At 57.4% G+C, this 25,924-nt stretch carries 28 protein-coding genes and 1 pseudogene; 6 read left to right on the forward strand and 23 right to left on the reverse strand.

Going from position 1 to position 25,924, the window contains the following annotated elements:
• Positions 1 to 64 precede the first annotated feature (64 nt).
• Positions 65 to 403: a Grx4 family monothiol glutaredoxin gene (gene grxD / locus C4J93_RS05730; protein WP_110624405.1), complete on the forward strand. Its 339-nt coding sequence runs from the start codon at positions 65 to 67 to the stop codon at positions 401 to 403.
• A gap of 190 nt (positions 404 to 593) precedes the next feature.
• On the opposite strand, the gene bfr is transcribed toward grxD, so the two are convergent.
• Together bfr and C4J93_RS05740 are read right to left on the reverse strand one after the other, a co-directional pair.
• Entirely contained in the window at positions 594 to 1,064 is a 471-nt protein-coding gene (bfr, locus tag C4J93_RS05735; RefSeq protein WP_124428810.1) for a bacterioferritin, read from the reverse strand.
• A gap of 200 nt (positions 1,065 to 1,264) precedes the next feature.
• Complete coding sequence (locus C4J93_RS05740) at positions 1,265 to 1,483, reverse strand: bacterioferritin-associated ferredoxin (protein ID WP_124365113.1); 219 nt, start codon at positions 1,481 to 1,483, stop codon at positions 1,265 to 1,267.
• A 245-nt stretch (positions 1,484 to 1,728) separates the two neighbouring features.
• Between C4J93_RS05740 and C4J93_RS05745 the strand changes: the two genes are divergently transcribed.
• The gene (locus tag C4J93_RS05745; RefSeq protein ID WP_124361514.1) at positions 1,729 to 2,331 is read left to right on the forward strand and encodes a peroxiredoxin; all 603 of its coding nucleotides are present in this window, start codon (positions 1,729 to 1,731) and stop codon (positions 2,329 to 2,331) included.
• Between the two features lie 65 nt (positions 2,332 to 2,396).
• Here the strand turns inward: C4J93_RS05745 and rnt are convergent, their stop codons facing one another.
• Positions 2,397 to 3,071: a ribonuclease T gene (rnt, locus tag C4J93_RS05750; RefSeq protein ID WP_124361515.1), complete on the reverse strand. Its 675-nt coding sequence runs from the start codon at positions 3,069 to 3,071 to the stop codon at positions 2,397 to 2,399.
• Positions 3,068 to 4,114: a dihydroorotase gene (pyrC, locus tag C4J93_RS05755; protein ID WP_124369815.1), complete on the reverse strand. Its 1,047-nt coding sequence runs from the start codon at positions 4,112 to 4,114 to the stop codon at positions 3,068 to 3,070. Before pyrC ends, rnt begins: the two co-directional genes overlap by 4 nt.
• A 156-nt stretch (positions 4,115 to 4,270) precedes the next feature.
• On the opposite strand from pyrC, the gene C4J93_RS05760 reads away from it, so the two are divergent.
• From C4J93_RS05760 to C4J93_RS05770, 3 genes are all read left to right on the forward strand, one after another.
• Entirely contained in the window at positions 4,271 to 5,179 is a 909-nt protein-coding gene (locus C4J93_RS05760) for an OmpA family protein (protein WP_124428811.1), read from the forward strand.
• A 129-nt stretch (positions 5,180 to 5,308) separates the two neighbouring features.
• On the forward strand, positions 5,309 to 6,526 hold the full coding sequence (locus C4J93_RS05765; protein WP_065886002.1) for an argininosuccinate synthase: 1,218 nt from the start codon (positions 5,309 to 5,311) through the stop codon (positions 6,524 to 6,526).
• 626 nt (positions 6,527 to 7,152) lie between these two features.
• On the forward strand, positions 7,153 to 7,785 hold the full coding sequence (locus tag C4J93_RS05770; protein WP_003188986.1) for a response regulator transcription factor: 633 nt from the start codon (positions 7,153 to 7,155) through the stop codon (positions 7,783 to 7,785).
• An 87-nt stretch (positions 7,786 to 7,872) separates the two neighbouring features.
• Here C4J93_RS05770 and C4J93_RS05775 read toward each other — a convergent pair whose 3' ends face one another.
• The 4 genes from C4J93_RS05775 to metG all read right to left on the reverse strand — a co-directional run bounded on the left by C4J93_RS05775 (position 7,873) and on the right by metG (position 11,979).
• The gene (locus tag C4J93_RS05775; protein WP_124361519.1) at positions 7,873 to 8,055 is read right to left on the reverse strand and encodes a PA3496 family putative envelope integrity protein; all 183 of its coding nucleotides are present in this window, start codon (positions 8,053 to 8,055) and stop codon (positions 7,873 to 7,875) included.
• Positions 8,056 to 8,161: 106 nt separating this feature from the next.
• On the reverse strand, positions 8,162 to 8,800 hold the full coding sequence (nth, locus tag C4J93_RS05780; protein ID WP_124361520.1) for an endonuclease III: 639 nt from the start codon (positions 8,798 to 8,800) through the stop codon (positions 8,162 to 8,164).
• A gap of 69 nt (positions 8,801 to 8,869) precedes the next feature.
• Complete coding sequence (gene rsxB / locus C4J93_RS05785; protein ID WP_124428812.1) at positions 8,870 to 9,844, reverse strand: electron transport complex subunit RsxB; 975 nt, start codon at positions 9,842 to 9,844, stop codon at positions 8,870 to 8,872.
• 83 nt (positions 9,845 to 9,927) lie between these two features.
• Positions 9,928 to 11,979 carry a methionine--tRNA ligase gene (gene metG / locus C4J93_RS05790; RefSeq protein ID WP_124369818.1) on the reverse strand — a complete coding sequence of 684 codons (2,052 nt, stop codon included), beginning with the start codon at positions 11,977 to 11,979 and terminating at the stop codon, positions 9,928 to 9,930.
• Between the two features lie 172 nt (positions 11,980 to 12,151).
• On the opposite strand from metG, the gene apbC reads away from it, so the two are divergent.
• Positions 12,152 to 13,246: an iron-sulfur cluster carrier protein ApbC gene (gene apbC / locus C4J93_RS05795; RefSeq protein WP_124366015.1), complete on the forward strand. Its 1,095-nt coding sequence runs from the start codon at positions 12,152 to 12,154 to the stop codon at positions 13,244 to 13,246.
• A gap of 454 nt (positions 13,247 to 13,700) precedes the next feature.
• On the opposite strand, the gene fdxA is transcribed toward apbC, so the two are convergent.
• The 15 genes and pseudogenes from fdxA to C4J93_RS05875 form a co-directional block, all read right to left on the reverse strand.
• Positions 13,701 to 14,024: a ferredoxin FdxA gene (fdxA, locus tag C4J93_RS05800; RefSeq protein ID WP_124361524.1), complete on the reverse strand. Its 324-nt coding sequence runs from the start codon at positions 14,022 to 14,024 to the stop codon at positions 13,701 to 13,703.
• 142 nt (positions 14,025 to 14,166) lie between these two features.
• Positions 14,167 to 16,746: a DNA mismatch repair protein MutS gene (gene mutS / locus C4J93_RS05805; protein WP_164485284.1), complete on the reverse strand. Its 2,580-nt coding sequence runs from the start codon at positions 16,744 to 16,746 to the stop codon at positions 14,167 to 14,169.
• A 58-nt stretch (positions 16,747 to 16,804) separates the two neighbouring features.
• Positions 16,805 to 18,049: a site-specific integrase gene (locus C4J93_RS05810; protein WP_124428814.1), complete on the reverse strand. Its 1,245-nt coding sequence runs from the start codon at positions 18,047 to 18,049 to the stop codon at positions 16,805 to 16,807.
• A gap of 263 nt (positions 18,050 to 18,312) precedes the next feature.
• Positions 18,313 to 19,239, reverse strand: a complete 927-nt coding sequence (locus C4J93_RS05820; RefSeq protein ID WP_124428815.1) for a hypothetical protein — start codon at positions 19,237 to 19,239, stop codon at positions 18,313 to 18,315.
• On the reverse strand, positions 19,236 to 21,227 hold the full coding sequence (locus C4J93_RS05825; protein ID WP_124428816.1) for a DNA cytosine methyltransferase: 1,992 nt from the start codon (positions 21,225 to 21,227) through the stop codon (positions 19,236 to 19,238). The genes C4J93_RS05820 and C4J93_RS05825 overlap by 4 nt, the downstream gene beginning before the upstream one ends.
• Before the next feature lie 325 nt (positions 21,228 to 21,552).
• A complete protein-coding gene (locus C4J93_RS05835; RefSeq protein WP_124428817.1) occupies positions 21,553 to 22,095 on the reverse strand; it encodes a phosphohydrolase in 543 nt (180 codons plus the stop codon).
• Positions 22,092 to 22,313 (reverse strand): hypothetical protein, encoded by a 222-nt coding sequence (locus C4J93_RS05840; RefSeq protein WP_124428818.1) that lies wholly within the window; start codon positions 22,311 to 22,313, stop codon positions 22,092 to 22,094. The genes C4J93_RS05835 and C4J93_RS05840 overlap by 4 nt, the downstream gene beginning before the upstream one ends.
• A gap of 176 nt (positions 22,314 to 22,489) precedes the next feature.
• A pseudogene (locus C4J93_RS05845) lies at positions 22,490 to 22,891 on the reverse strand (hypothetical protein); the annotation flags it as partial.
• A gap of 53 nt (positions 22,892 to 22,944) precedes the next feature.
• A complete protein-coding gene (locus C4J93_RS05850; RefSeq protein ID WP_124428819.1) occupies positions 22,945 to 23,142 on the reverse strand; it encodes a hypothetical protein in 198 nt (65 codons plus the stop codon).
• Between the two features lies 1 nt (position 23,143).
• Positions 23,144 to 23,464, reverse strand: coding sequence for a pyocin activator PrtN family protein (locus C4J93_RS05855; protein WP_124428820.1), 321 nt, complete (start codon positions 23,462 to 23,464; stop codon positions 23,144 to 23,146).
• The gene (locus tag C4J93_RS05860; protein WP_124428821.1) at positions 23,461 to 23,832 is read right to left on the reverse strand and encodes a hypothetical protein; all 372 of its coding nucleotides are present in this window, start codon (positions 23,830 to 23,832) and stop codon (positions 23,461 to 23,463) included. Before C4J93_RS05860 ends, C4J93_RS05855 begins: the two co-directional genes overlap by 4 nt.
• Before the next feature lie 140 nt (positions 23,833 to 23,972).
• Positions 23,973 to 24,254 (reverse strand): DNA-binding protein, encoded by a 282-nt coding sequence (locus C4J93_RS05865; RefSeq protein ID WP_124428822.1) that lies wholly within the window; start codon positions 24,252 to 24,254, stop codon positions 23,973 to 23,975.
• 9 nt (positions 24,255 to 24,263) lie between these two features.
• Positions 24,264 to 24,842: a hypothetical protein gene (locus C4J93_RS05870; RefSeq protein ID WP_124428823.1), complete on the reverse strand. Its 579-nt coding sequence runs from the start codon at positions 24,840 to 24,842 to the stop codon at positions 24,264 to 24,266.
• Entirely contained in the window at positions 24,839 to 25,015 is a 177-nt protein-coding gene (locus C4J93_RS27075; protein ID WP_164485232.1) for a hypothetical protein, read from the reverse strand. Before C4J93_RS27075 ends, C4J93_RS05870 begins: the two co-directional genes overlap by 4 nt.
• Before the next feature lie 119 nt (positions 25,016 to 25,134).
• Positions 25,135 to 25,860 carry a LexA family transcriptional regulator gene (locus C4J93_RS05875; protein WP_124428824.1) on the reverse strand — a complete coding sequence of 242 codons (726 nt, stop codon included), beginning with the start codon at positions 25,858 to 25,860 and terminating at the stop codon, positions 25,135 to 25,137.
• Positions 25,861 to 25,924 lie beyond the last annotated feature (64 nt).

Below are 25,924 nucleotides of genomic sequence, written 5' to 3' on the forward strand. Positions count from 1 at the left end.
TTTTTGCGTTACAATGCGCCACCGTGCCGACCCGTGAGTCGCAAAGTTCCTGCAGAGGTGTTCCATGGATATCATCGAAACGATCAAAGAGCAGATTGCCAACAACACCATTCTGCTTTACATGAAAGGCGCGCCAAACGCTCCCCAGTGCGGTTTCTCCGCGAAAGCGTCCCAGGCCATCATGGCGTGTGGCGAGAAGTTCGCTTACGTGGATATCCTGCAGAACCCGGAAATCCGCGCCAACTTGCCTAAATACGCCAACTGGCCGACTTTCCCGCAGTTGTGGGTGGCCGGTGAACTGGTTGGCGGTAGCGACATCATCACTGAGATGGCAGCTGATGGCTCGTTGCAAGCGCTGATCAAAGATGCAGCGGAAAAAGCGGCAGCCAAGACTGAAGCTTGATGCTTTGGTAAAAGGCCACGCAATAAAAAGCCCCGCCTCTCATAAGAGGGCGGGGCTTTTTTTGGCTTCTCTGTAGGAGCGAGCTTGCTCGCGAAGCACTTAAGGCCCCCGCGTTTATCCAGAATGAACGCGTTGCCTGGGCGTTTTTCGCGAGCAAGCTCGCTCCTACAGTAAAACAAGAACTACGGGGTTATTCGCCCATCTGCGATTGCAGGTAGTTCTCCAGGCTGACTTTGTCGATCAGGCCCAGTTGGGTTTCCAGCCAGTCGATGTGCTCTTCCTGGTCTTCAAGAATATCTTCCAGCAACTCGCGGCTGCCGTAGTCGCCAGTGGCTTCGCAGTGAGCGATGGCGGCCTTGAGGTCGCTGTGGCTCTTGCGTTCAAAGCCCAGGTCGCTGCTGATCATTTCCTGGGCGTGCTCGCCGATATTCAGCTTGCCCAGGTCCTGTACATTCGGCAGGCCTTCGAGGAACAGGATGCGTTTGATCAGCGCATCGGCGTCCTTCATGGCCTTGATCGATTCCTTGTATTCGCGTTTGCCCAGCTTTTCCAGGCCCCAATCGTCATACATGCGTGCATGCAGAAAGTACTGATTGATCGCGACCAGTTCATTGGCAAGGATTTTGTTGAGTTGCTGGATGACTGTGATGTCGCCTTTCATGACTGGGGTCCTGCCCTGTAATCGCTGTGTAGGGGCAGAGTTTGAGCGGCGAAAAACCTGGTGTCAAACCTAAGTTATTGAATAATAAATGAAAATTAATCGGAATAAGAATGTTTGTGTTCCGCGTCTTGGCGCTAACTAATTGAATTGCAGGCATAAAAAAACCGGACACGGAGTCCGGTTCTTTAAAACACGCCTATTTAAGCGTGTGTAAATTCTGCTGAGTAGGGCACGCCAGCCTGGGCTGTCTGCAACTGCGTGAGGGTTTCCCGTACCACTTGCTTGGCGAGGCATGCGCATTTACCGCACTGGCTGGCAACGCCGGTGGTTTCGCGCACTTCCTTGTAGCTGCAGCAACCTTCATAGATTGCTTCGCGGATTTGTCCGTCGGTGACGCCAGTACAGAGGCACACATACATAAGGGAGAACCGTCGCGGGTTTAGGGCTTGAGTGCGATGGATCTTAATGTTAACGAGAATGATTGTCAAAGTAGTTTCATCAACGATCGCACGCACATTGCCTGCGCGCTGACGAACGGTTTTTTCGGTGTATGATGGTCAGTCTTTACGAAGCGTGACCGCGTCACAGGTTTGTCGCTGAGACAAGGCAGACTCGACGCTGGTCCTGTTACTTCAATCGTCACCCCTTCATCAGGAGATATCCAATGAGCGTACTCGTCGGCAAACAAGCCCCGGATTTCGACGTACCCGCCGTTCTCGGCAATGGCGAAATCGTAGACAGCTTCAAGCTGTCTGAAGCCATCAAAGGCAAATACGGCCTGGTGTTCTTCTACCCGCTGGACTTCACCTTCGTCTGCCCATCCGAGCTGATCGCTCTGGATCACCGCATGGACGATTTCAAGGCGCGCAATGTTGAAGTGGTCGCCGTTTCCATCGACTCCCACTTCACTCACAACGCTTGGCGCAACACCGCCATCAATGATGGCGGCATCGGCAAAGTCCAATACACCATGGCAGCCGATATGAAGCACGATATCGCCAAGGCCTACGACGTTGAATCCGAAGGCGGCGTGGCATTCCGTGGCGCGTTCCTGATCGACGACAAGGGCGTCGTGCGCTCGCAGATCATCAACGACCTGCCGTTGGGCCGTAACATGGAAGAGCTGATCCGTCTGGTCGACGCTCTGCAATTCCACGAAGAGCACGGCGAAGTCTGCCCTGCCAACTGGAAAAAAGGCGACAAAGGCATGACCGCTTCCACCGAAGGTGTTGCGGCTTACCTGACCGAGAACGCTGGCAAGCTGTAAGCCAGATTCAGGGTAGAAAAAAACCGGCCTGGAAAGGCCGGTTTTTTTATGCGCGGGATTCAACCTCAGTCGTTGAAATCTTCCCAGCCGCCCATCTGTTTCCAGCGATTGACGATGCCACAGAACAGCTCGGCGGTCTTCTCGGTGTCGTAGCGGGCCGAATGGGCTTCGCGACCGTCGAAATCGATACCGGCGGCCTGGCAGGCTTTTGCCAGTACGGTCTGACCATAGGCCAGGCCGGCGAGCGTAGCGGTGTCGAAGCTGGAGAATGGATGAAACGGGTTACGTTTCATGTCCAGGCGCGCCACGGCGGCGTTCAGGAAGCCCAGATCGAAACTGCTGTTGTGCCCGACCAGGATCGCGCGTTTGCAGCCATTGGCCTTCAGCGCCTTGCGTACGCCACGGAAGATGTCGGTCAGCGCCGCTTCTTCACTCACTGCCATGCGCAAGGGGTGATCGAGCTTGATCCCGGTGAACTCCAGGGCTGCCGCTTCGATGTTGGCCCCTACAAACGGCTCGACGCGGAAGAAGTGGGTGTGTTCCGGGTACACGAAGCCTTGCTCGTCCATGCCGATGGTGGTCGCGGCAATTTCCAGCAATGCATCGGTGGCGCAATTGAAGCCGCCGGTTTCTACGTCGATAACGACAGGCAGGTAGCCACGGAAACGTTCGGCCATTGGGTGGCGCGAACCGCCTCCACCGGCGTGTTCCTGGTCGTCATCGTAATGGTCTTCACTCACTTGCTTTCCTCCAGCAGGCGCCAGCGCAGTGTTTCACCGGCGCGCAGCGGGATAACGGTCAACTCGCCAAAGGGCAGGCTGGCAGGGGCGGTCCAGTCTTCACGAACCAGGGTAATGCTGTCGGTATTCGCCGGCAGGCCATAGAAGCGCGGGCCATTGAGGCTGGCGAAGCCTTCGAGCTTGTCCAGGGCGTTGCGTTGTTCGAACGCTTCCGCGTACAGCTCGATGGCAGCAAACGCGGTGTAGCACCCCGCGCAACCGCAGGCGGCTTCCTTGGCGTGCTGCGCGTGGGGCGCGGAGTCGGTACCGAGGAAGAACTTCGGGCTGCCGCTGGTGGCGGCATCCAGCAAAGCCACCTGATGGGTGTTGCGCTTGAGGATCGGCAAGCAGTAGAAATGCGGCCGAATCCCGCCCACCAGCATGTGGTTGCGGTTGTACAGCAGGTGATGCGCGGTGATGGTCGCGCCGACGTTGGCCGAAGCCTCGGTGACGAACTGCACGGCCTCTGCGGTGGTGATGTGTTCGAACACCACCTTGAGCGTCGGGAACAGCTCGACCACGCGGCGCATGTGCTCGTCGATGAAGATCTTCTCGCGATCGAACACGTCGACATCGCCACGGGTGACTTCACCGTGAATCAACAGCGGCATGCCAACCTCAGCCATGGCTTCGATGGCCGGCAGGATCTTGTCGATGCTGGTGACGCCGGAATCGGAGTTGGTGGTCGCGCCCGCCGGGTACAACTTGGCGGCGTAAACGTAACCGCTGGCCTTGGCCTCACGAATTTCTTCAGGCTGGGTGCGGTCGGTAAGGTAGAGCACCATCAGCGGTTCGAAGCGGCTGCCGGCCGGGCGCACAGCGAGGATTCGCTGGCGATAGGCATCGGCTTCGGCCGCGTTACGCACCGGGGGTACCAGGTTAGGCATGATGATGGCACGGCCAAACGTGCGCGCTACATCGGCCACGGTTTGGGGCAACGCAGCACCATCGCGAAGATGAATATGCCAGTCGTCGGGACGCAGCAGGGTCAGGCGGTCGGACATTGGGGATTCCAGGCGGGTCAATCTGGAGGGAATGCTACCGGAAAAGACTCGTGCAGGCACTCGCTATCAAGTTTTGCAGGATGCGACCGATAGCTCTGGGTATGCCTTAACGATGTATGACGCTTTGAAGTGTTGTAGAAACCAGTGGAGCCTCCCGTGCGCCAGCATTATCTAGCCCTGCTCAGTGTGTTCGCCAGCCTGCCCGCGATGGCCCTCACGTTCCAGACACGTCTGGAGAATATTGAGTGGAAGGTGGAGGGCGATCAGTTCGAGTGCCGACTGACCCAGCCGATCGCCGATTTCGGCTCGGGTGAGTTCGTGCGCCGGGCGGGTGAGCAGGCGACATTTCGCCTGAAAGCCTATAACGGTTCGCTCGGTGCCGGCTCCGCCACATTATTGGCCGCCGCCGCGCCCTGGCAACCGGGCCGCGGCGATATCAACCTCGGTGCGGTACGCGTCGGCAGTGGTGATGTGCTGTTTAACAGCTCCCAGGCCCAGGCCGGGCGGTTGTTCACTGGCTTGCTCGAAGGACGCAGCCCGACCGTGCGACATTACGGTCGCGAGGGTGGTTACTCGGAGATTCGCCTGCTGCCGGTGAAATTCAACAAGGCCTACACCGACTATCAGTTGTGTACTACCAAGCTGTTGCCGATGAATTACGATCAGGTCAAGCAGACGGAAGTCGGCTTCCCCGGGGGGGGCATCGAGCTGGATGCCGCGGCCAAGAAGAAGCTGTCGGTGATTGTCGCGTTCATGAAAGCTGACCCCACCGTCAACCATATCGAGTTGAACGGCCATTCGGATAACAGCGGCAACCGCTTGACCAATCGCGATGTCTCGCGACGCCGCGCCTTGGCGGTGATGGACTACTTCAAGGCCAATGGCATCCAGGAGTCGCAGATCACCCTGCGCTTCCACGGCGAAAGCTACCCCTTGGCGCCCAACACCAATGCCGCCAACCGCGCCCGCAACCGTCGGGTCAACGTGCAGCTCGAGCGTGTGGCAGCGCCCGAGAAACCGGCGCCCCAGGCCGCCGCACCCAGCAACCCCGCCGCCACCTCATAACGTGCGACCATCGGTCGCGCGTTCGACATAATCTGTCGCTTTATCTTCATTTGCTGTCGCGCCCCTGTAATTTCACGGTTTTGATCGGTAGAATCGTCGCCTTTCCGTACAACCCCGTGGAGTGATGGCATGGCCGACGTAAACAAGGTCGTTCTCGCGTATTCCGGCGGCCTGGACACTTCGGTGATCCTCAAGTGGCTGCAGGATACTTATAACTGTGAAGTGGTGACCTTCACCGCTGACCTGGGTCAGGGCGAAGAGGTCGAACCTGCACGTGCCAAGGCGCAAGCCATGGGCGTGAAAGAGATCTACATTGACGACCTGCGCGAAGAGTTCGTCCGCGATTTCGTCTACCCGATGTTTCGCGCCAATACTGTCTACGAAGGCGAATACCTGCTCGGTACCTCCATCGCCCGTCCGCTGATCGCCAAGCGCCTGATCGAAATCGCCAACGAAACCGGCGCAGATGCCATTTCCCATGGCGCCACCGGCAAGGGCAATGACCAGGTGCGTTTCGAACTGGGTGCCTACGCCCTCAAGCCTGGCGTGAAAGTGATCGCACCTTGGCGTGAATGGGACCTGCTGTCCCGTGAAAAGCTGATGGATTACGCTGAAAAGCACGCGATCCCGATCGAGCGTCACGGCAAGAAGAAGTCCCCGTACTCGATGGATGCCAACCTGCTGCACATCTCCTATGAAGGCGGCGTGCTGGAAGACACCTGGACCGAGCACGAAGAAGACATGTGGAAATGGACCGTCTCCCCGGAGAACGCTCCAGACAAGCCGCAATATCTGGAACTGACCTACCGCAACGGCGATATCGTCGCGCTGGATGGTGTCGAGATGACCCCAGCCACCGTACTGGCAACCTTGAACCGTATCGGTGGTGAACACGGTATCGGCCGTCTCGACATCGTCGAGAACCGTTACGTGGGTATGAAGTCCCGCGGCTGCTATGAAACACCGGGTGGCACTATCATGCTGCGCGCTCACCGCGCCATCGAGTCCATTACCCTGGACCGTGAAGTGGCCCACCTCAAAGATGAGCTGATGCCCAAGTACGCCAGCCTGATCTACACCGGTTACTGGTGGAGCCCTGAGCGTCTGATGCTGCAGCAGATGATCGACGCCTCCCAGGCTCATGTGAACGGCGTCGTGCGCCTGAAGCTGTACAAGGGCAATGTGATCGTGACCGGTCGCAAGTCTGATGAATCACTGTTCGACGCCAACATCGCTACCTTCGAGGAAGATGGCGGTGCCTACAATCAGGCGGATGCAGCGGGCTTCATCAAGTTGAACGCCTTGCGCATGCGCATCGCGGCCAACAAAGGCCGCAAGTTGTTCTGACTGTTTCGCTTGTCCTGAAAAGGCCCCTTATGCAAGGGGCTTTTTTTTGTCCTGAATATACCCATACGGGCATTAATTGAGGTGCGACGTTTACAAACGTTTAGTGTTTGTTTAAGGGATCTGCTTAAAAACCATACAGATGTTTTTTAATTTCAGCATTTTACTTCTCCAAGGAAAGGTTTTTTACATCTGAATAGGAACTATGTCTTACAGAATTTTCACTCATGTAGGAGCAATTGAGATGTAATTTATGGAATTTTCTGTAGGAAAATGGAGTGTGTATAAATATGTTAAATGGAACTGAAACTGATGCGGTTTTTTCAGCCCTTCGTTTACGGTGCGGTGTCATACAAGGGGCATTTCCTGAAAGGCATGTGCGCCGCGTTTACCGCGTACACCCGGGGATGAGGATATTTCACTCAAAATATGTACGAGCAGGGAAAGGTCTGAAAGGCTCCATAAAGCCGAATACCTTAAAGTTGGCGAATTTTTGTAGGTTAATTCCTATCTTGCTGTGGGTTGGGTCTCTGCCTACTGTTGCTCGGGGGGGGCGCTATGCCAACTAGCAGATGACTAGGCTATTGTGCTTTCTCTAAATAATTCGAACAGCGAAATTGGACTTTCTCATGAATAAAGTGCTGATCGTGGATGATCATCCCGTCATTCGGCTTGCTGTGCGCATGCTAATGGAACGTCATGGTTATGAGGTCGTTGCCGAGACTGATAACGGTGTCGATGCGTTACAACTTGCGCGGGAACATATGCCGGACATTGTCATACTGGATATTGGAATACCCAAGCTCGATGGCCTTGAAGTTATTTGTCGGTTAGCTTCAACCAAGCAAGCCGTATCGTTCAAGGTACTGGTGCTGACGTCCCAGGCACCTGGTCATTTTTCCATGCGCTGCATGCAGGCCGGGGCTGCCGGCTACGTGTGCAAGCAGCAGGACTTGACCGAGTTGCTTAGCGCCATCAAGGCAGTGCTTTCCGGCTACAGCTATTTCCCGAACCAGGCGCTCAATTCGGTACGCTCCACGATGGGCAACGCCAGTGAAGCTGACATGGTTGAACGTTTGTCGGGGCGGGAAATGATGGTGCTCCAGCAACTGGCCCGTGGCAAAACCAATAAGGAAATCGCCGATGGCATGTTCCTCAGCAACAAGACCGTCAGCACCTACAAGACGCGCCTGCTATTGAAGCTCAATGCCCGCTCCCTGGTCGACTTGATAGAACTGGCCCAACGCAATGGCTTGGTGTGAGCAGGGCGCTCCGCCGCTCTGACGTTCCTGTAACAACCGGCACAAAAAAGCCTCCGTCAGGGAGGCTTCCGACCGTCTGCCAGAGGGTCAAAGATCGAAGTCGTAATCGGCCAATTGTTTCTGTAAGCGTCGCTCTTCCAGAAGATTGTCGATAGTTCGGCGTTTGCTCAAATTGGTCTTGGCTACCTCTGCGACGGGCGCTGGCGCCTCATCGTCTTCCAGCTCCACCAGGTCGTCATCAACTTCGATTTGTTCTTTGCCAGTGCTCATAGGTTCACTCCAGGCTAAGACTGCCGTTGGCGCCCCTTATAGCGATAATCCACGAACGGGTAAAAAAGATTTTTTCAATCGATGGATAGAGAAAACCCCGGAACCCTCAATCGTCGGATGTCTTGTGCTTGTATTCGCATAGATCTTCGATCCTGCAGCTGCCACATCGAGGCTTGCGCGCCTGGCAAACATAGCGCCCGTGAAGAATTAGCCAATGGTGCGAATCAAGCAGATAGGGCTTGGGCACGAACTTCATCAGTTGTTTTTCGACCTCGACCACATTCTTGCCGCGAGCGATGCCGGTTCGGTTGCTGACGCGAAAAATATGGGTGTCCACCGCCATGGTGAGTTGACGGAACGCGGTGTTGAGCACCACGTTAGCGGTCTTGCGCCCGACTCCGGGCAACGCTTCCAGGGCTTCCCGGGTTTGCGGCACTTCGCTGGCGTGTAGCTCCATGAGCAGGCGGCACGTCTCGATCACGTTCTTGGCCTTGCTGTTGTACAAGCCGATGGTCTTGATGTACTCCGATAATCCCTCCACACCCAAGGCATAAATAGCCTCTGGCGTATTGGCCACCGGGAACAGCTTGGCCGTGGCCTTGTTGACGCCAACGTCGGTGGATTGGGCCGACAGGATCACCGCGATCAACAGCTCGAACGGCGAAGAGTACGCCAGCTCAGTCTTAGGTTCCGGATTGTCTTCGTGAAACCTGCGGAAAATTTCCAGGCGTTTTGCAGCGTTCATAAGGGCGGACGTTTCCTTGCAGGCGGTCGACGTGATTGTAGCAATACACAGTGCAGCGTCAGCTGTGGGTCAGGTGTTGCCGGTGGCGTCGGCCTCGGCATCATGCAGCATCTGCTCGGCGGCGTTCAGCGCGGCGCTCAGGCTGGCCAGTTGTTGTTCATCAGCTTGTTGATCCTGGGCCTTTTTCAACTCGGCCCGGCGCATCGCCAGTTGAATCTTGGCGCGTTTGAGCTCAGGGCCCTGGGTGGTCGGCAACGTTGGCGGGCTGTTGCCTTCCAGCGCGGCAAGCGCCTGCTCCGAGGCTTCGAACTGCCTTTGCAGGACAATCAATTGCGACTGCTGCTCATAAGTCGGCGGATGCCCAAACGCCTTCAGGGACTTGTGCAGTTGAGCACGGCTCATGGCGAGATTGATTTTGGCTTGCTTGATCGCGGCATCCTGAACGGCCTGGTGGGGATCAGCTTGTGCCGCGGCCACCGGGGCCGTGCGTTTGGCCCGCGCCAGGCGTTCGGCGAGCTTGCAGGCTTCCTCACGCTGCAGGCGCGCGTTGCGCTGTTCGAAACGCCGCCGAGCGCGGTCGCGTTTGAGGCCACGTTCGTGCCGTTCGTGATCGCTGCCCGCCAGGCCGCCTACGATAGGCAAGACGTCAGCGAGTGGGCGCAGTTCGATGCAGTCGACAGGGCAGGGCGCTACACACAGATCGCAACCGGTGCACTCGTCGATAATTACCGTATGCATCAACTTGGCGGCGCCCACGATGGCGTCCACCGGGCAAGCCTGGATGCATTTGGTGCAACCGATGCATTCGGCCTCACGGATATAGGCGATCTGCGCCGGCGCGTCTCCACGGCGGGTATCCAGGGCCAGCACTGGCACACCCAGCAATTGCGCGAGCCCGGCGATGGTTTCCTGGCCTCCGGGTGGGCACTTGTTGATTGCCTCGCCGTTGGCGATGCCTTCGGCGTAAGGCTTGCAGCCCGGGTGCCCGCACTTGCCGCATTGAGTCTGCGGTAGCAGCGCGTCGATACGTTGAATGAGGTTCATGCTTTGATCATAGCGTTGACGCCAGGCCCACCGGTGCAGGCTGAAAAGCCCCGGCGCCGAAGCGCCAGGGCATCTTGCAGGGGTTACTTGATGCGTTGACCCGGCTTGGCGCCGCTGTCCGGGCTTAGCAGGTAGATTTCTTCGCCGCCAGGGCCAGCCGCCATCACCATGCCTTCAGATATGCCGAACTTCATTTTTCGTGGCTTCAGGTTGGCGACCATCATGGTCAGGCGACCATCGAGCTTGGACGGGTCCGGGTAAGCGCTCTTGATGCCGGAGAACACATTGCGTCGCTCGCCGCCCAAATCCAGGGTCAGGCGCAGCAGCTTGTCGGCACCTTCCACGGCTTCGGCCTTGACGATCAGTGCAACGCGCAAGTCCACGGCGGCAAAGGTGTCGAACTCGATTTCATCGGAAATAGGGTCCTTGGCCAGCTCGCCATTACCTGCGGGCGCAGTCGAACCGGTATCCGTCTGGCTGGCGACCAGGTCTTCTTTCGAAGCGTCGGACATGGCCTGGACTTTCACCGGGTCGATGCGGGTCATCAGGGGCTTGAACGCGTTCAACTGGTGGTTGCTGAGCAGCTTGGCGTGGTCATTCCAGGTCAGTGGCGCGACGTTGAGGAACGCTTCTGCGTCGGCGGCCAGCAGCGGCAGCACCGGCTTGAGGAAGATCACCAACTGACGGAACAGGTTGATGCCGGTGGCGCAGATCGCCTGAACCTCGGCCTCTTTGCCTTCCTGCTTGTTCAGCGACCAGGGTGCCTTGTCCGCAATCCAGGCATTGGCACGGTCAGCCAGGCCCATGATTTCGCGCATTGCACGGGCAAAGTCACGGGCTTCATAGGCGTCGGCGATGCTCGGCGCGGCGGCCAGGAACGCATCGGTCAGTTCCGGAGCGGCATTTTCCGCGACCAGTACCCCCGCATTTCCCTTATGGATGAACCCGGCACAACGGCTGGCGATATTGACGACCTTGCCGACCAGGTCCGAGTTGACCTTCTGGACGAAGTCTTCCAGGTTCAGGTCGAGGTCGTCGACGCCACGGCCCAGCTTGGATGCATAGTAGTAACGCAGATACTCCGGCGACAGGTGGTCCAGGTAGGTGCGCGCCTTGATAAAGGTGCCACGGGACTTGGACATCTTCTGCCCGTTCACCGTCAGGTAGCCGTGCACGGCAATGCCGGTCGGCTTGCGGAAGCCCGAACCTTCGAGCATCGCCGGCCAGAACAACGCGTGGAAGTTGACGATGTCCTTGCCGATGAAGTGGTACAGCTCAGCGGTGGAGTCTTTGCCCCAGAACGCATCGAAGTCCAGCTCCGGCGTGCGGTCGCAGAGGTTCTTGAAGCTGGCCATGTAGCCGATCGGCGCATCCAGCCACACGTAGAAGTACTTGCCCGGCTCGCCCGGGATTTCAAAGCCGAAGTACGGCGCATCGCGGGAGATGTCCCACTGCTGCAAGCCGCTGTCGAGCCATTCGGCGAGCTTGTTGGCCACGGCGTCCTGCAGGGTGCCGCTGCGCGTCCAGGTTTGCAGCATCTGCTGGAAATCCGGAAGCTTGAAGAAGAAGTGCTGGGAATCCTTGAGCACCGGGGTGGCGCCGGAGATGGCCGACTTCGGATCCTTTAAGTCAGTCGGGGCATAGGTCGCGCCGCATTTTTCGCAATTGTCGCCGTACTGGTCTGCGGTGCCGCATTTCGGGCAGGTGCCCTTGATGAAGCGGTCGGCCAGGAACATTTTCTTTTCCGGATCGAAGTACTGGGTGACCGACCGCTGGTCGATGTGCCCGGCTTCCTTCAATCGCAGGTAGATCTGGCTCGAAAGCTCACGATTTTCGTCGGAGTGGGTCGAATGGAAGTTGTCGAAATCCACCAGGAACTCGGCAAAGTCGGCGCTGTGTTCAGCCTGCACATTGGCGATCAGTTGTTCCGGGGTGATGCCTTCCTTTTCGGCGCGCAACATGATGGCCGAACCGTGGGCGTCGTCCGCGCAGACGTAAATGCATTGATTGCCGCGATGCTTCTGGAAGCGCACCCACATATCGGTCTGGATGTACTCAAGCATATGGCCAAGATGGATGGAACCATTGGCATAGGGCAGGGCGCTGGTGACGAGGATCTTGCGTGGCTCGGACATGGGGCTCGGCTACTTGATGAAACGGAGGTCGGCCACTATAAAGCGCCGGGAAATTTATTTCACCCCGTGGTGCTGTTTCAGAATTTTCCATCCCTGCGAAAGCATGCCGCTGGCGGTCTGGAACGGTTAGGATAGCCGCCTGTTTCAGTCAGTCTTTTTTCGGGAGTTGCCCATGAGCGCCGTCAATCGCGCAGCGGTGGAAGCCGTTCTTCGCCAGTATACCGACCCCTATTTGAACCAGGACCCGGTCAGTGCCGGCTGTGTACGGGCTATCGAGGTCCAGGGTGACCAGGTATCGGTCCGGTTGGAGCTGGGCTATGCCGCTGGCCTGTTCAAAAGCGGATGGGCGCAGATGTTGCAAATAGCCATCGAAGGCCTCGATGGCGTGCGCTCGGCCAAGGTCGATATCCAGTGCGTGATCGCGCCGCACAAGGCCCAGGCGCAGATCCCTGGCCTGGCCAACGTCAAGAATGTGATCGCCGTGGCGTCGGGCAAGGGCGGTGTGGGCAAATCCACCACCGCCGCCAACCTGGCCTTGGCCCTGGCCCGCGAAGGCGCGCGCGTGGGCATCCTCGACGCCGATATCTATGGTCCGAGCCAGGGTGTGATGTTCGGCATCGCCGAAGGTACACGGCCGAAGGTCAAGGACCAGAAGTGGTTTGTGCCGATCGAGTCCCTGGGCGTAGAGGTCATGTCCATGGCTTTCCTGACCGATGACAACACGCCGATGGTCTGGCGCGGGCCGATGGTCTCCGGTGCGTTGCTGCAACTGGTCACCCAGACCGCCTGGGGCGATTTGGACTACCTGGTAATCGACATGCCGCCCGGTACCGGCGATATCCAGCTGACCCTGGCGCAGAAAGTCCCGGTGGCCGGCTCGGTGATCGTCACCACGCCTCAGGACCTGGCATTGCTGGACGCGAAGAAAGGCGTGGAAATGTTCCGCAAGGTCAACATCCCGGTGCTGGGGGTGGTGGAAAACATGGCCGTTCACATCTGCTCCAACTGCGGCCATGCCGAGCATCTGTTCGGTGAGGGTGGTGGCGAGAAGCTGGCGACTCAATACGGTGTCGAACTGCTGGCTTCGTTGCCGCTGTCGATGGCCATTCGTGAACAGGCCGACGGCGGCAAGCCTACTGTGGCTGCCGAGCCCGATGGTCAGATTGCCATGGTCTACCAGGAGTTGGCCCGCCATGTGGGCGCGCGGATAGTGCTGCAGGAAGCGATTGCTCCCGCGATGCCGACGATCACGGTCAGCGACGACTGAACCTTGCGTAGGAACGTTACCTGTCAGGCTCGTTACGCTTTTTCCGCAGTAACCTGTGTAAGCATTCGCTTACTTTTTTGTAGGTATTCGGTTTTTTTACAGGGTGTGAGCGTCTCGAATCCGTGAGCGATGTTTCTAACTGATTGAAATAAAACAGTTATTCATCTCTGTGTAAACGCCCGCGCCCTTCAGTCGCCCAGTTGGATCCCGTTGAACTTATTTTGGGATTCTCTAACATCAGCCCTGTGTCCACGGATTGGCACGGCCATCACGGAATGATGGTTTGAAGGAATGTCGCAGGATGCGATTCATCAGGACGATGAAAAGGAATACAGGGACTAGGGAAAAAATGTGGGCGGGTCATACCGCCCCTTTTTTCGCCTGTAGAAAAGTGAAACCGGCTACGTAGAAACGCAAAAAGGCCCGCAAGGGGCCTTTTGGGGCGGTGACGCTATCAGCGTTCGAGCTGTGCAATCTTACCTTTTTTGCCGTCCCACTCCGCTGCATCGGGCATCGGATCTTTGCGTTCAGTGATGTTCGGCCAAATCTCTGCCAGCTCGACGTTCAACTGAATAAATTCCTGCATCTCTGCCGGGACTTCGTCCTCGGAGAAAATCGCAACGGCCGGGCATTCTGGTTCACACAGGGCGCAGTCAATGCACTCGTCCGGGTGGATGACCAGGAAATTCGGGCCTTCGTAGAAGCAGTCCACCGGACACACTTCTACGCAGTCGGTGTACTTGCACTTGATGCAGTTGTCGGTGACGACGAAGGTCATTTCTAATTTTCTCCTCAGGCGGCGGCAGCGAAACCCTGTGTGGCAGGGCTCGCGAGGTTCGGGAGCGATAGTCTGCAGGCCAGGCTCATAGCCCGCAGCATCCCAAACCGCGCGAGAGTCTACCAGCTTGCAAGCGTCAGCGTTATATCCGAGTCTTCAGTGCATATAACATTTCGAGCGCTTTGCGTGGGGTCAAGTCATCCACGTCGAGCTTAGCCAACTCATCGAGTACCGGATGGGGCAGGCTGGCGAACATATCGCTCTGGTGCGGCACGGCGGATTTCTTGCTGGCCTTGGCTGGGCTGGCGACGACCGTTTCATGGGGCAGGGCCGTGGTTTCAAGGCGGCTGAGGTGCTCGCGGGCGCGGGTGATCACATCATTTGGCACACCGGCCAATTGTGCGACCGCCAAGCCATAACTCTGGCTCGCCGGGCCCGGCAGCACATGGTGCAGGAACACGATGCGCTCGTTGTGCTCGGTGGCATTGAGGTGCACGTTGGCTACCAGCGGCTCGCTTTCCGGTAACACGGTCAGTTCGAAGTAGTGGGTAGCAAATAATGTGTACGCGCGCAGGTGAGCCAGACGTTCAGCCGCGGCCCATGCCAGCGACAGGCCGTCGAACGTGCTGGTGCCGCGCCCGACTTCGTCCATCAGCACCAGGCTACGCTCTGTGGCGTTATGCAGAATGTTGGCGGTTTCGCTCATTTCCACCATGAACGTCGAGCGCCCACCGGCCAGGTCATCACTGGAACCGATCCGGGTGAAAATCCGGTCCACCAGGGACAGCTCGCAACTGGCCGCCGGCACGAAGCTGCCGATGTGGGCCAGCAGCACGATCAATGCGGTCTGGCGCATGTAGGTGGATTTACCACCCATGTTCGGGCCGGTGATCACCAGCATGCGTGTGTCGTCGTCCAGCGACAGGTCGTTGGCGACGAACGGCGTGGTCAACACCTGCTCCACCACCGGGTGGCGCCCCTGCACGATACGCATGCACGGTTCGCTGACAAACCGCGGGCAGTTCAAATCCAGGTTCAGCGCACGCTCCGCAAGGTTGCTCAGCACATCCAGCTCCGCCAGGGCAGCTGCGGTGTCTTGCAGCGGCGCCAGGCGGCCGATCAAGTCTTCGAGCAAGGCTTCATAGAGCATTTTTTCCCGCGCCAGGGCGCGGCTCTTGGCCGACAGTGCCTTGTCTTCGAAGGCTTTAAGCTCAGGGGTGATAAACCGCTCGGCACCCTTGAGGGTCTGACGACGTTGATAATCGATAGGCGCCGACTCGGCCTGCTTGCTCGGCAACTCGATGAAATAGCCGTGCACACGGTTGTAACCAACTTTCAGGTTGGCCAGCCCGGTGCGGGCTTTTTCGCGCGCTTCCAGGTCAATCAGGAACTGCCCGGCGTTTTCGCTCAGCGATTGCAGCTCATCCAGCTCACTGTCGTAACCCGTCTTCAGAACGCCACCATCACGGATGATCGCCGGCGGGTTGTCGATAATGGCCTTTTCCAGCAGGGCTGCGAGATCCGGATAAGTGCCGGCGGTGACGGCCAACTGTTGCAGGTGCGCAGTGTCCAGCTCGGTCATCGCCGCTTGCAATTGCGGCAGGGCACCGAGGGCATCGCGCAGGCGCGCCAGGTCACGCGGACGCGCGTTGCGCAGGCCGATTCGCGCCAGAATGCGCTCTATATCGCCAATTTCTTTGAGTTGCGGCTGCAGCTTTTCAAAGCGATAGCCGTCGAGCAGGCAGGTAATGGAAGACTGACGCGCTTGCAGCACGCTCAAATCCCGCAGCGGACGGTTCAGCCAGCGGGTCAGCAAGCGGCTGCCCATGGCGGTCTGGCAGCGGTCGACCACCGATTGCAGCGTATTGTCACGCCCGCCCGCCAGGTTGGTGTCCAGTTCCAGGTTGCGACGGCTGGCGCCATCCAGTACCACGGTATCGTCCAGACGCTCATGGCGCAGGCTGCGCAAGTGCGGCAGGGCAGTGCGTTGGGTTTCCTTGGCGTAGCTGAGCAGGCAGCCGGCGGCGCCGATGGCCAGGGTCAGGGTTTCGCAACCGAAGCCTTTGAGGTCCTGCACGGAAAATTGCTGGCACAGGCTTTTGAGCGCTGAATCCCGCTCGAAATCCCACGGTGCGCGCCGCTTGGTCCCACGCCGCTTCTCCGCCGGCAGGTCCTTGGGCCAATCGTCCGGGATCAACAACTCCACCGGATTGATACGCTCCAATTCCGCCAGCAGGTTCTCCCAGCCCTTGATCTCCAGCACACTGAAATTGCCGCTGGTGATATCCAGTACCGACAGGCCGAACAAGCGCTCATCACCCAGGACAGCGGCGATCAAGTTATCGCGCCGCTCATCCAGCAGCGCCTCATCGCTGACCGTCCCCGGCGTAATAATGCGCACCACCTGGCGTTCCACCGGCCCCTTGCTGGTCGCCGGATCGCCGATCTGCTCACAGATCACCACCGACTCGCCCAGCTTCACCAGCTTGACCAGATAACCTTCCAACGAATGGTAAGGAATCCCACACATCGGAATCGACTGCCCCGCCGACTGCCCGCGCGCGGTCAGGGTGATGTCCAGCAACTTGGCGGCCTTCTTCGCATCCTCATAGAAGATCTCGTAGAAGTCGCCCATGCGATAGAACATCAACTGATCAGGGTGCTGGTTCTTCAGTCGCCAGTACTGCTGCATCATTGGGGTGTGGGAGGATAGATCAGAAATTTGCTTATTCATCAGTGGGTTAGCTGCAATCTTCAAAAAGTGTGGGGCAAAAATGGGGCTATTTGCCTTGCTTTTGGATGCCTGCCCAGATGCGTTGCAACTCGGTCGGTGACTCGTCATCCATCCACTTGGCGTATACCTCAACCAACATGGTGAAGTCCTTGTGGCCCATCTGCTTTGCGATGAACGCAAGGTTACCACGAGCAGTCAGGCACCAGCAGGCGTAGGTGTGGCGAGTCTGATAAGGACGGCGCGGACGTATGCCGGATCGCTTCTGGATTGCTGCCCACTTGGTATTCCATGCGGTGGGGACATACCAGAAATTAATGATTTTCTTGCGTGCCTGTGTGGAAGGGGACAGTAGGGGAGTGACGCTCTCTTTCCGGCTCTCGTGCCTGTTCAGGAACACCTCAATGGAGCGTGCAGGGTGATTGGTAACGAGCGACATCAATACCCTGCAGGCTTCGACCGCTGGTGGCATCAATAATATTGAGCGCGGCTTTCCCGTTTTCGGTACTTTGAACGTGCCGTTGGCGGTAATGGCGCGGGTGATGTTGATCTGTCCTGCGCCCAAGTCGATGTCTTCAACAGCCAGCGCACATAACTCACCTGGTCTAAGCCCGGTATACACGGCTAAGGTAATCGCCGCCGAGTCCTGAGGGTGGATGCATCCTTTATCGATGAGCAGCTGGAATTCATCACGAGTAAGCGGATCCGGCTCCTGGCCTTGCATTGCGAACCGATTGCACGCTTCAGATAATCCCTTGCGGCAGTATCCATTGGTCTCGCACCAGCCCAAGAAACCGGCGAACGTCGCTAGGTAGTGATTGACAGTTGACGGCGCTCGATCAGCAATCAACAACGTCCTCAGTAACTGGATGTCTTCGGGCAGCAAAACGCCGGCGAGACGATCAAATCCGACCAAGGCAGTGCAGATGTCCAGGGCGTAGCCGTATTTCTCCTCGGTCATTGGCGTGATGTCGACAGCCTTAAGCGGTTTGTATCGCTCCAGTAGAGCCCCAAGCTTTTCGTCCTTGGCACTGCTGTAGTTGGTCGCGTGCTTCGAGTTGGGAAAGTGCCGGCCATAGTCAAAGTGACCGGTTTTTATCTCATGAAGAATCGCCGCCCTTAATAGGGCGGCGTGTTTGATGTTGGCTTTGGTGATCGGAAGACCAAGGGATTCGCGGCAGCGTATACGCCGCCACATGAACACGACGCGCAGGTTGCCGCCGTGTATCTCAATCCCTTTGTGCTTTGCTAGCTCGGTCTCTAGGCCGCTTCCTGGGGTGCGCTCTCGGCCCACTTGTCATACTCCGTCATATTGATTGCTATACGGCCGTCTGGGGTCTTTCGCCAAATACGGCCTTGGGCCCAAGTGCCGTTTTTTACTTTGTGGCGAATAGCGTCTTCACTGTAGCCAGTAAGCTCCGAGGCGCGGTTGATCATTACCCATCTAGGGAAGCTCATGCTAAATCCTCCAGCATGTTAAATGGTGCGCCGACTGAGTTGCTGGTTTGCAGTGAGCTCATGGACGTTAAGAGCAAGGCTGAAAGTTCGTTATTCATTTCATTCACCGCTCATTGCGTATTTGTTCTTACTGTTCGCTGATAACTCCGGTAGCAGGACTCTGGCTGGCTTGACTGTAAAACAAGTTCCCTCTATTTCAACCGTTTGAATGCCTCTTAGGAATCCAGTTATATCTATGTCAATGCCGTTTTTTAAACGGCGCTGATGCGCGGCGACCAGATGTAGAATAGGGCGCTTCCTGCCGGTAGCTGTAAGCGGTATAGATCTTGCGTAAAGCAGGGACTTGATTTGCTCAGGCATAGATCCCAATCGAGCTAAGCAATTGGACTCGCGTGCTTCAATCGTCCAGCAGTAGCGACTATCAGCTATGAATTGCAAGGCGATTGAAGCCATAGCTTCCCGCCCTTTCAGTTCTTTTTCCGGCGTCGTTAGATATTGGCTGGTTTTGTACCGGCCAGCTACGTCGAAGCGTTGTTCGCACGCAACTACTTTGCCTTCTTTAGTTACACAAAAAAACGAGCGTTCACCTTCAACAAAGTGGTTTTCAGATGCGGCAATTATTATTTCGTACAGTTGTCCGCCCGAACGTCTGTGCCAGGTCTTTGGTAAGGTGTTGGCTTGTCGAACGTATGTCGTTTGAAAAAAACCTCCGTACTCATCGCTCGGCACTTGTACCGTTTTTGTAAAGCCTACACATCCGACGGTGGGTAAAGGGTCATTGATAATGTCAAATTCCCAATCCCCAGCATTAGTTGAGCTGGGCGCTATGATGAATCTATCTTTGCTCGGAACGTAAGGGCCGATTCCTCTAATTAAATTCATCCGCTCCAGGTTGAGAGTGTTGGGGCCGGCGCCTTTGTTTTTTTTGATTCTAGTTTCAAAGCATGTGATCAGAGCCGCAGCCACAGAGTCTTCGAATGAATCAGTTGTCCAGAGATCTTGATTGTCTGAGCATGATGGTTTCATTGCATTTCTCCTTGCTGTGCCATGCTCAGGGCAATTGCCACGGGCTTGACCCAAATCGACACGTTGCTAAGCATGAACGTCTCCCCAGCCTCAGAAAGCAGCAGGGTCATGCCGAACACATCGGCCATCGCTCGGGCTGCAGCGCGCGGTACTGCGTTGCCAATCCGCTCCCGGTGGCTGCCGTCATTGATACCGTCCAGCCGGAATACACCTGCCTGTTCAATTTTGCGAACTCGCTGCATCCGCTCGATTTCATGGGCGGTCTGAGGATCGGTTGACCAGTACTCATCTGGATCAAAAAGCGATTGAAGCGCGGCAAGCTCCAGGGTGGTGAACGGGCGGTGCCAGGTGCCGTCCAGGCTGGTGATCATGCAGGTCAGCCGGTCATTGGGCGCTGGCATGCGCTGATCGGCAACCGACCACCGGCCGTTGTCGTGACAGGCGCTGGCGGACACTGCGCCGGCCGGCGTGTTGTAGTCGACCACTCCATAGTGCCCGCCGGTCAGATAAGCATCGCCCTTGGAGCGCGACATGCCTGGGCGCGGATCTGCGATCGATAGAGCTCCGCTGGCAACCTGTTGTGAGCCGGTTACGGTCTTGGCGCTCTCGCACCAGGGCGTGATCCGCAGCTTTTGGGTGCTGGCGTTCGGGTGCCAATTTTTATAAGCAGGATCTGCCACGGCGAAAGCGCCTTGCCCGGTGGTGCTGCCTGCGATGACGGTGCCGGCCGGCTTGCTGTAGTCGGTCACCAGGTACTTGCCAAAGCCCTTGGACGGTTGCCGAGGATCTGCAACCGCCTGCCCGCCGGAGCTGGGGCCGTGCCCTGCGGTGACAGTGCCGGCGGCTTGGTCGTTGCGAACGACCCGGAATACGTTGTTGTGACGCTCGCCGCTCATGCGCGGGTCTGCAACGCTAAACGTCCCTTGCCCTGGGCTGCGCTGACCGGTCACCACACCACAGTGGCGGTTGTAGGGCAGCACGCCGTACTGGGTGTATTCAAATTTGCTGGTCGGGCGCGGATCTGCCACCGAAAACTTGCCGTTCATGGGCCGGCTCGCACCTGCAACCACTCCGGCTGTATCGTCCCAATCGACAACCCCGAGCACGCCGTTGTGGTATTCCGGCACTATCACGAAGTCACGAAGATGACCGTCCTCAATCGCAAACCGACTCAGGCTGCGCCAATCCTTGCCTGCCTCAACAAGAGCCAGGCGTACCCAAGTTTTCCACTGCAATGCCGGCACCCGGTGCATCGGCCCCGCCTGCTCGATATCGCCGGCCAGCGGCATGCGGCTCAGCACATCACCGACAGCGCGCAGGCTCCGCTTTTCAGGTTCATACAAGAACGCCGGGACCTGCTCGACGTGCCTGGCCACCAGCAAGAAACGCTTGCGGCTCTGTGCCAGCCCGCCAATTTCGCCACAGTCGTGGGTGGTTTCCGCCACCGCATAGCCGTAATGGCGGAGCAGCTTGGTGATCTGATCCAGCAGGTAGCGGCCACGGGTTGCTAGGCGCGGCACGTTTTCGAACACGATCAACTTCACCGGTTTGTGCTTCCAGGCTTCGCACATCAGCCACACACACCGCAACGTCAGCTCGTTGAGCGCCCGGTATTTGGGAGTTTGGCTCATTGTCTCGGAAAGCAGGCCCGATGCGCCCTTGCAGGGGCTGCTGATGAACACCGCGTCCGGGTCTTCGTTGCCGGCGGCGCGGCGCAGATCCTCGGCGGTGGCCTCGATCCAACCGGCTGGGGGCTGCTGGCCGTGGAACGCTGTGTACTGTTCTCTTGTGAACAGGTCCATCAGCGTGCCAGGAACACCTGTCATCATTTGGAAGTCGCGCAATCCGGCGGGGTCGACGTCGACCCCGCCAAGGCAACGCCATTCTGCCTGCACGGTGCCGAGGACTGGCTTGGAGTCGCTGAAGCCAGCGGCGCCGCTGCCCAGGCCACAGCAGAGGTGGAAGTGGGTGAGGGTGCGTTTAAGCATCACCAAGTCCTCCCGGTGGCAATACATTGATCGCAGAACCCCATGGGCCAATCGCTGCAGGTTGGGCAACCCTGCTCGGCAGCGTTCGAGGCGTGCGTATACCCCAAGGCAGGCTGCGCGAGCGGGCGTACTGAAGCGGTTAGCGTTGCATCACTGAGCGCTGCCCCGCGCAGCTTTTCGTGGGGTATAAGTGCCTCGGCAGTGGCGCTGGGAGGAGCAATAATGCCTGCTGCTGCGCAGCAGAGACTGTTTGTTTCTGGCGTGTCGACACTATCTGCAGCGCGGAGCAAAGCGGACAGGGCGCTGGTGCTGTTCTGTTGGTTCTTCATGCCGCTTTCCTCCGATGTTCGATAGCGAGTTGGTCCATCAGCCGCTGGTGGTAAGTGTTGCGTGCTTCTGCGGGTGGCCAAGGACGGATGGTTTCAATCATGGGTTCGATGCCGATCAAGCAATCCCAGATAGCCGGATCGGGTGGCATGAGGTCGCGGCGTTCGGTAGCGAGCGCTATCAGGTCGGCTTTGTGAACGCTGGTGGGGAGTTCTGGTGCTATGTCGAACCGATCACAGACGCGCCACCAGATACAGTCCTCAAAGTGTTCATAGGCACTGATCCATTGCTTGAGTGGCCGCGTCATGTCGCCCAGGTACGCCTCGGGTGCGTCATGAAGCAAGGCCGCGAGTTTGTGTTCTTCCGGCACCAGCTCGGCGACGATGCAGCTGTGTTGTGCCACGCTGTAGAACTCGCGGGTGTGGCCGTTGAAGCGGCAAAGGTGTGCCAGCGCGTGCGAGATGTCCCGTGGATCGATCACGTCGGCGTCGGGTTCAAGCAGGTCAAAGTGTTTGCCTGAGTGAGTAAGGATCCAGTTCATGCTGCCTCCTTGACGAGATCGGCCAGCAGCAGGGCGTTGTCGGTTGCCTTGTGCAATTGGCGAAGGGCGTCATACCCAATCAGGGCTTTCAGCTGCCGATCAAACTCCTTGTTGTAGCGGGTGAGGGCGCGCAGTTCCTTGGTGGCCTTGGTGTGTTGCTGTTGCAGTGTGCCCGCGACTTCTGGTGTCAGGCGCAGCATGGGAATGGCGCGGCTCATATGTCACCGCCTACTGCTTTTTGATTAAGGAGATGAGCGTCCGCTTCGGCTCTAAAAAATTGCGCTGCTTTGAGGGCTTCTTGGGGGCACATTGCTTCTACTGGCTCGCGCACTATCACCCAGCGGCCTTGGGGCTCAGCGATTGAGTCGCCTTCTAAGGTCGTTTCCAGTTTGGGTGCTACAGGACCTAGCAAAGCTGCCATGGCAAGAGCTTGGTCGCGGAGTGTAAGTGAGTCGCGCTCGAGTTTTTTGCCGGTGCGGAATGCGCTAAATGTTTCCGCCGCAATTCGGAGTTTCTCGGCGATATCCAGGAGAGTTTGACGCGCTGGTTCCCCCAGTTTCGACGCCGCCAGTGCCTGCTTATAGTGGGAATACAGTTGCTTATGGTTGCGCTGGGCCTGATCAAGCAAAAGCTTCAGGTCCTGAATCTCACCGGCGTTATCCGATTGCTGAATAGCCTTGCCTTCATCAATACCTTCGATGCGGCCGTCAATCAGGCCCCCTCGATAACCGACCCAATAGAGGATCGCGGCGGCGATGATGATGCTGATCAATGCGAGGATTTGAATCGCAGTCATGTGGTGTGCTCCTGGTAGTGAGTTCTGGCTGGTGGTGGCAGCCAATTGGTGTGTTATTCGTCGTCTGGGTCTGGTGGATCTGCGAGGCCGCACATCAGCTTGGCCTGGTGCGGCATGTAACCTTCCTCTCGCAGGGCGTCGTAGCGCTGATAGTCGGCGGCAAAGTAGCTGCACTCATCACACAGTCGGCTGGCCTTTTCGTCGGCAGACAACGGTGTATCGCAGTGTCGGCAATGATCGAGGAGAGACATGTCATGCCTCCGTGGATTCTGTGTGTGGCTGCTGCGTCTCTTCATCCGCTTTGTAGGCTCGAATATCGATCCAAGAGGCCAGATGGCGGATGTGGACATATTTAAGTGACTTGCGGCTGTCCTTCAGCGTGGTCACGGGCAGTGGGATGCGGCCGCAGTCGAGGTCCGCCGCGAAGGTGGTCTCGTTGAGGTTGCGAAAGTACTGCACGCGCAGCTTGTCCAGGGGAATGAGAACGTCGCCGAAGGTACGGTAGAGCAACTCGATGGTGGCGGCTTCCGGGGCTGGCAGCAGGCGCAGTGGTGCCTGGTTGATGTCCTTCATGCTGCTGCTTTTTCCCAGTGGGGCTGGCGTAGGTCTTTGAGCGCTTCTTCTGCGGTGGTGCCATAGCCACAAAGGCTGTTCTCGGGGCCGATTTTTATTGACGCGTAGAGAGATTCACTCTGACCCAATTCAGGATCGCGTATATCGAGTGACACGACGTAGCGCATGGCGCCCATTTCCTCTGCGAGGAATTTGATGATAGCGGCGAGTTTGATTTGTTCCTGCTGGATCGGCCCTGCTGGAGCCATGTCCAGGTGCGCGTCAGCAGCAATCCGGTTTATTGCCCTGGCGATATCGGACTGTGTTCGTTGATTGGCTGGGATGCGCAGTAGGTCAAGAAGGTGCTGATCAATCGGGTCGTTGTTCATGGTTTATTCTCCGTTTGGGATGATTCCAAGTATTTAGGCAATGACGTTTGGTCAGTTCCCGCAGATGCTCAGGCACTTCGAGGAGCGCGGCGTTGCGCTCCTCGCGTGTGCGCATGGCGACGATCTGGCGGGCGTACTCCCTAGGCCACGTCACGGTTGTCTGCCGGGATGGCTGGCAGTTCGAGCCCCAGTTGCTCGGCCAGCCAGGGCATGCCGGCTTGCCGGACCTTGGTCGACTGGCTGTACTGCATGCCGGCGGTCTCGTGGTACCAGTTGCCGTTCTTGATCCGCAGGTATTCACGATCACGGACGGGGAAGGCCGGTAGGTTGCCCTTGAGCAAGCCCTTTTCACGCATGAGTGCGATCAACACCGGACGGGTGAGGCCAAAGTACTTGGCGGCTTTTTCCAGGCTACGTTCCATTGCGACCTCCTATGCTGCATGCGCGGCGGGGGTCGCCGTGTCAGCGAGGTGGGTGATGGACTCGGCAACCATGGAGTAAATCTCCGCGTCAGTCCCACACACCGTGAAGCACTTGGTGCGAGGTTTCCTGACGCCGATGCTCATGATGGTCGTGATGCCGGTGCGGGTTTTGTTGCGATGGATAGCCAGGTTGATCGGTTGCTCGAAACCCATATCGAGGCTGAGCGCACCGCCGGTTTGCACCAAGTCGAACACACGCTGCTTGTGTTCGATCTCGAATACACCGTAGCGCCTGTCTGCATGCGGCAGAGTTGAATCGCCAGGGCTGGTTGGACCGTTAACAATCTCCTCAATGAAGTCCGCAAGCTTGAGGTGCATTTTTTTGCTGTTGGTCAGAGTCAGCGTGTGGCGTTCGCTGCCCAGTTCAACAGTAAAGTGGGTATCGACTTTGCGACGTTCAACTTTCAGGCGGAACGCCAGGGCGTCACGCTGAACTTCGGCACGCAGAAGATGATTGAAGGTCTCGGTCAAATTGACCTGGGCCTTGAGCAGTGTCAGCGTGCGGTTGTCTAGTTTGTACTTGCTCATGCTGCTTGCCCTCCGCCATTCGGATCGAATGGCGCGGGTGCGGAGCGCTGTTTCAGCTTTGGTTTGGACGCGATGAAAGCGCAGCCGAGGTCTTGTGCCAGGCGGCGGATTTCAAAGATGCGGGAGGGATTAGCAGCGGCCGGGTGGACGTGCAGGGTTGCTGTGGTGTGCATGGTGTTGCCTCGCTCTGTGGTGGAAGAGTGAGGCAAATATCAACCATTGGTTAAATCATGTCAACAACTGGTGGGTGATGTTTTCTGGTTTCTGCTTCTCTTGTATAGAAAGCTAGGGGTCACTCGGGTGTGAAGGTCCCAATAACTTTTCCACAAATCTGCATGTCTTCAGTCAATTCCATGATCGGATACTGCGGGTTGATGGGCTTAAGGTAGTGCTTCCCAGCGTCCTGTACCAAGACTTTGAAAGTCGCTTCGTTGGTGCTTGGTAATGTCGCTATGACCCGATCACCGTTATTAACTGCCAGCTCAGGATCTACAAAGATGACTGATCCTGCTGGATAGCTTCTACCAGGCCCATTGTTTGTCATCGAGTCTCCAACGACCCGTAATGCATATCCGGACTTGCTGATATTGACAGGGCAGGGGAGCCAAAGCTCCGCATCAAATGATTCGACACTGGCATCCATTTCGCACCATGAACCGGCTTGTACCCATGAAATCAATGGTACCAGGCCCATTTTGTCACTGTTGGTTGGAACGTTGTCTACGTTGCTGCCCAGGCTTCTATGTGTCGCATCATCGGGGAATACAGGCATTACCCCATGCTCAAGCCACTCTCTACGAACCCCTAGCCAGTCTGATAGTGCTGTAAGGCTATCTACTTCAGGCATAGCTGCACCGTTGAGCCATTTGCTGACCGCTTGAGGTGTCTTTATGACGCCTTTGGTTTTGAGATGCTCGCGGACGTCTGCGCCGCGCCCATGCTGACGGACATTATTAGAGTCCAGGGCGGCGTGGAGCCGTTCGGCGAACATGTGGCGTAAGCTTTCTTTATCAATCATAGGTTGATGATCACATAGAAGTTGCTAATCCGTCAGTTGACCTTTACTATCAACCAACAGTTGA

It is taken from the genome of Pseudomonas sp. R2-37-08W (assembly GCF_003851705.1).
Taxonomy (GTDB): Bacteria; Pseudomonadota; Gammaproteobacteria; order Pseudomonadales; family Pseudomonadaceae; genus Aquipseudomonas.

Coding starts and splice junctions, on each gene's coding strand:
- grxD (WP_110624405.1), top strand. CDS start 65: ATGGATATCATCGAAACGATCAAAGAGCAGATTGCCAACAACACCATT.
- bfr (WP_124428810.1), bottom strand. CDS start 1,064: ATGAAAGGCGACATCACAGTCATCCAGCAACTCAACAAAATCCTTGCC.
- C4J93_RS05740 (WP_124365113.1), bottom strand. CDS start 1,483: ATGTATGTGTGCCTCTGTACTGGCGTCACCGACGGACAAATCCGCGAA.
- C4J93_RS05745 (WP_124361514.1), top strand. CDS start 1,729: ATGAGCGTACTCGTCGGCAAACAAGCCCCGGATTTCGACGTACCCGCC.
- pyrC (WP_124369815.1), bottom strand. CDS start 4,114: ATGTCCGACCGCCTGACCCTGCTGCGTCCCGACGACTGGCATATTCAT.
- C4J93_RS05765 (WP_065886002.1), top strand. CDS start 5,309: ATGGCCGACGTAAACAAGGTCGTTCTCGCGTATTCCGGCGGCCTGGAC.
- C4J93_RS05770 (WP_003188986.1), top strand. CDS start 7,153: ATGAATAAAGTGCTGATCGTGGATGATCATCCCGTCATTCGGCTTGCT.
- C4J93_RS05775 (WP_124361519.1), bottom strand. CDS start 8,055: ATGAGCACTGGCAAAGAACAAATCGAAGTTGATGACGACCTGGTGGAG.
- nth (WP_124361520.1), bottom strand. CDS start 8,800: ATGAACGCTGCAAAACGCCTGGAAATTTTCCGCAGGTTTCACGAAGAC.
- rsxB (WP_124428812.1), bottom strand. CDS start 9,844: ATGAACCTCATTCAACGTATCGACGCGCTGCTACCGCAGACTCAATGC.
- metG (WP_124369818.1), bottom strand. CDS start 11,979: ATGTCCGAGCCACGCAAGATCCTCGTCACCAGCGCCCTGCCCTATGCC.
- apbC (WP_124366015.1), top strand. CDS start 12,152: ATGAGCGCCGTCAATCGCGCAGCGGTGGAAGCCGTTCTTCGCCAGTAT.
- fdxA (WP_124361524.1), bottom strand. CDS start 14,024: ATGACCTTCGTCGTCACCGACAACTGCATCAAGTGCAAGTACACCGAC.
- C4J93_RS05820 (WP_124428815.1), bottom strand. CDS start 19,239: ATGAAACCATCATGCTCAGACAATCAAGATCTCTGGACAACTGATTCA.
- C4J93_RS05825 (WP_124428816.1), bottom strand. CDS start 21,227: ATGCTTAAACGCACCCTCACCCACTTCCACCTCTGCTGTGGCCTGGGC.
- C4J93_RS05835 (WP_124428817.1), bottom strand. CDS start 22,095: ATGAACTGGATCCTTACTCACTCAGGCAAACACTTTGACCTGCTTGAA.
- C4J93_RS05840 (WP_124428818.1), bottom strand. CDS start 22,313: ATGAGCCGCGCCATTCCCATGCTGCGCCTGACACCAGAAGTCGCGGGC.
- C4J93_RS05850 (WP_124428819.1), bottom strand. CDS start 23,142: ATGTCTCTCCTCGATCATTGCCGACACTGCGATACACCGTTGTCTGCC.
- C4J93_RS05855 (WP_124428820.1), bottom strand. CDS start 23,464: ATGAAGGACATCAACCAGGCACCACTGCGCCTGCTGCCAGCCCCGGAA.
- C4J93_RS05860 (WP_124428821.1), bottom strand. CDS start 23,832: ATGAACAACGACCCGATTGATCAGCACCTTCTTGACCTACTGCGCATC.
- C4J93_RS05865 (WP_124428822.1), bottom strand. CDS start 24,254: ATGGAACGTAGCCTGGAAAAAGCCGCCAAGTACTTTGGCCTCACCCGT.
- C4J93_RS05870 (WP_124428823.1), bottom strand. CDS start 24,842: ATGAGCAAGTACAAACTAGACAACCGCACGCTGACACTGCTCAAGGCC.
- C4J93_RS27075 (WP_164485232.1), bottom strand. CDS start 25,015: ATGCACACCACAGCAACCCTGCACGTCCACCCGGCCGCTGCTAATCCC.
- C4J93_RS05875 (WP_124428824.1), bottom strand. CDS start 25,860: ATGATTGATAAAGAAAGCTTACGCCACATGTTCGCCGAACGGCTCCAC.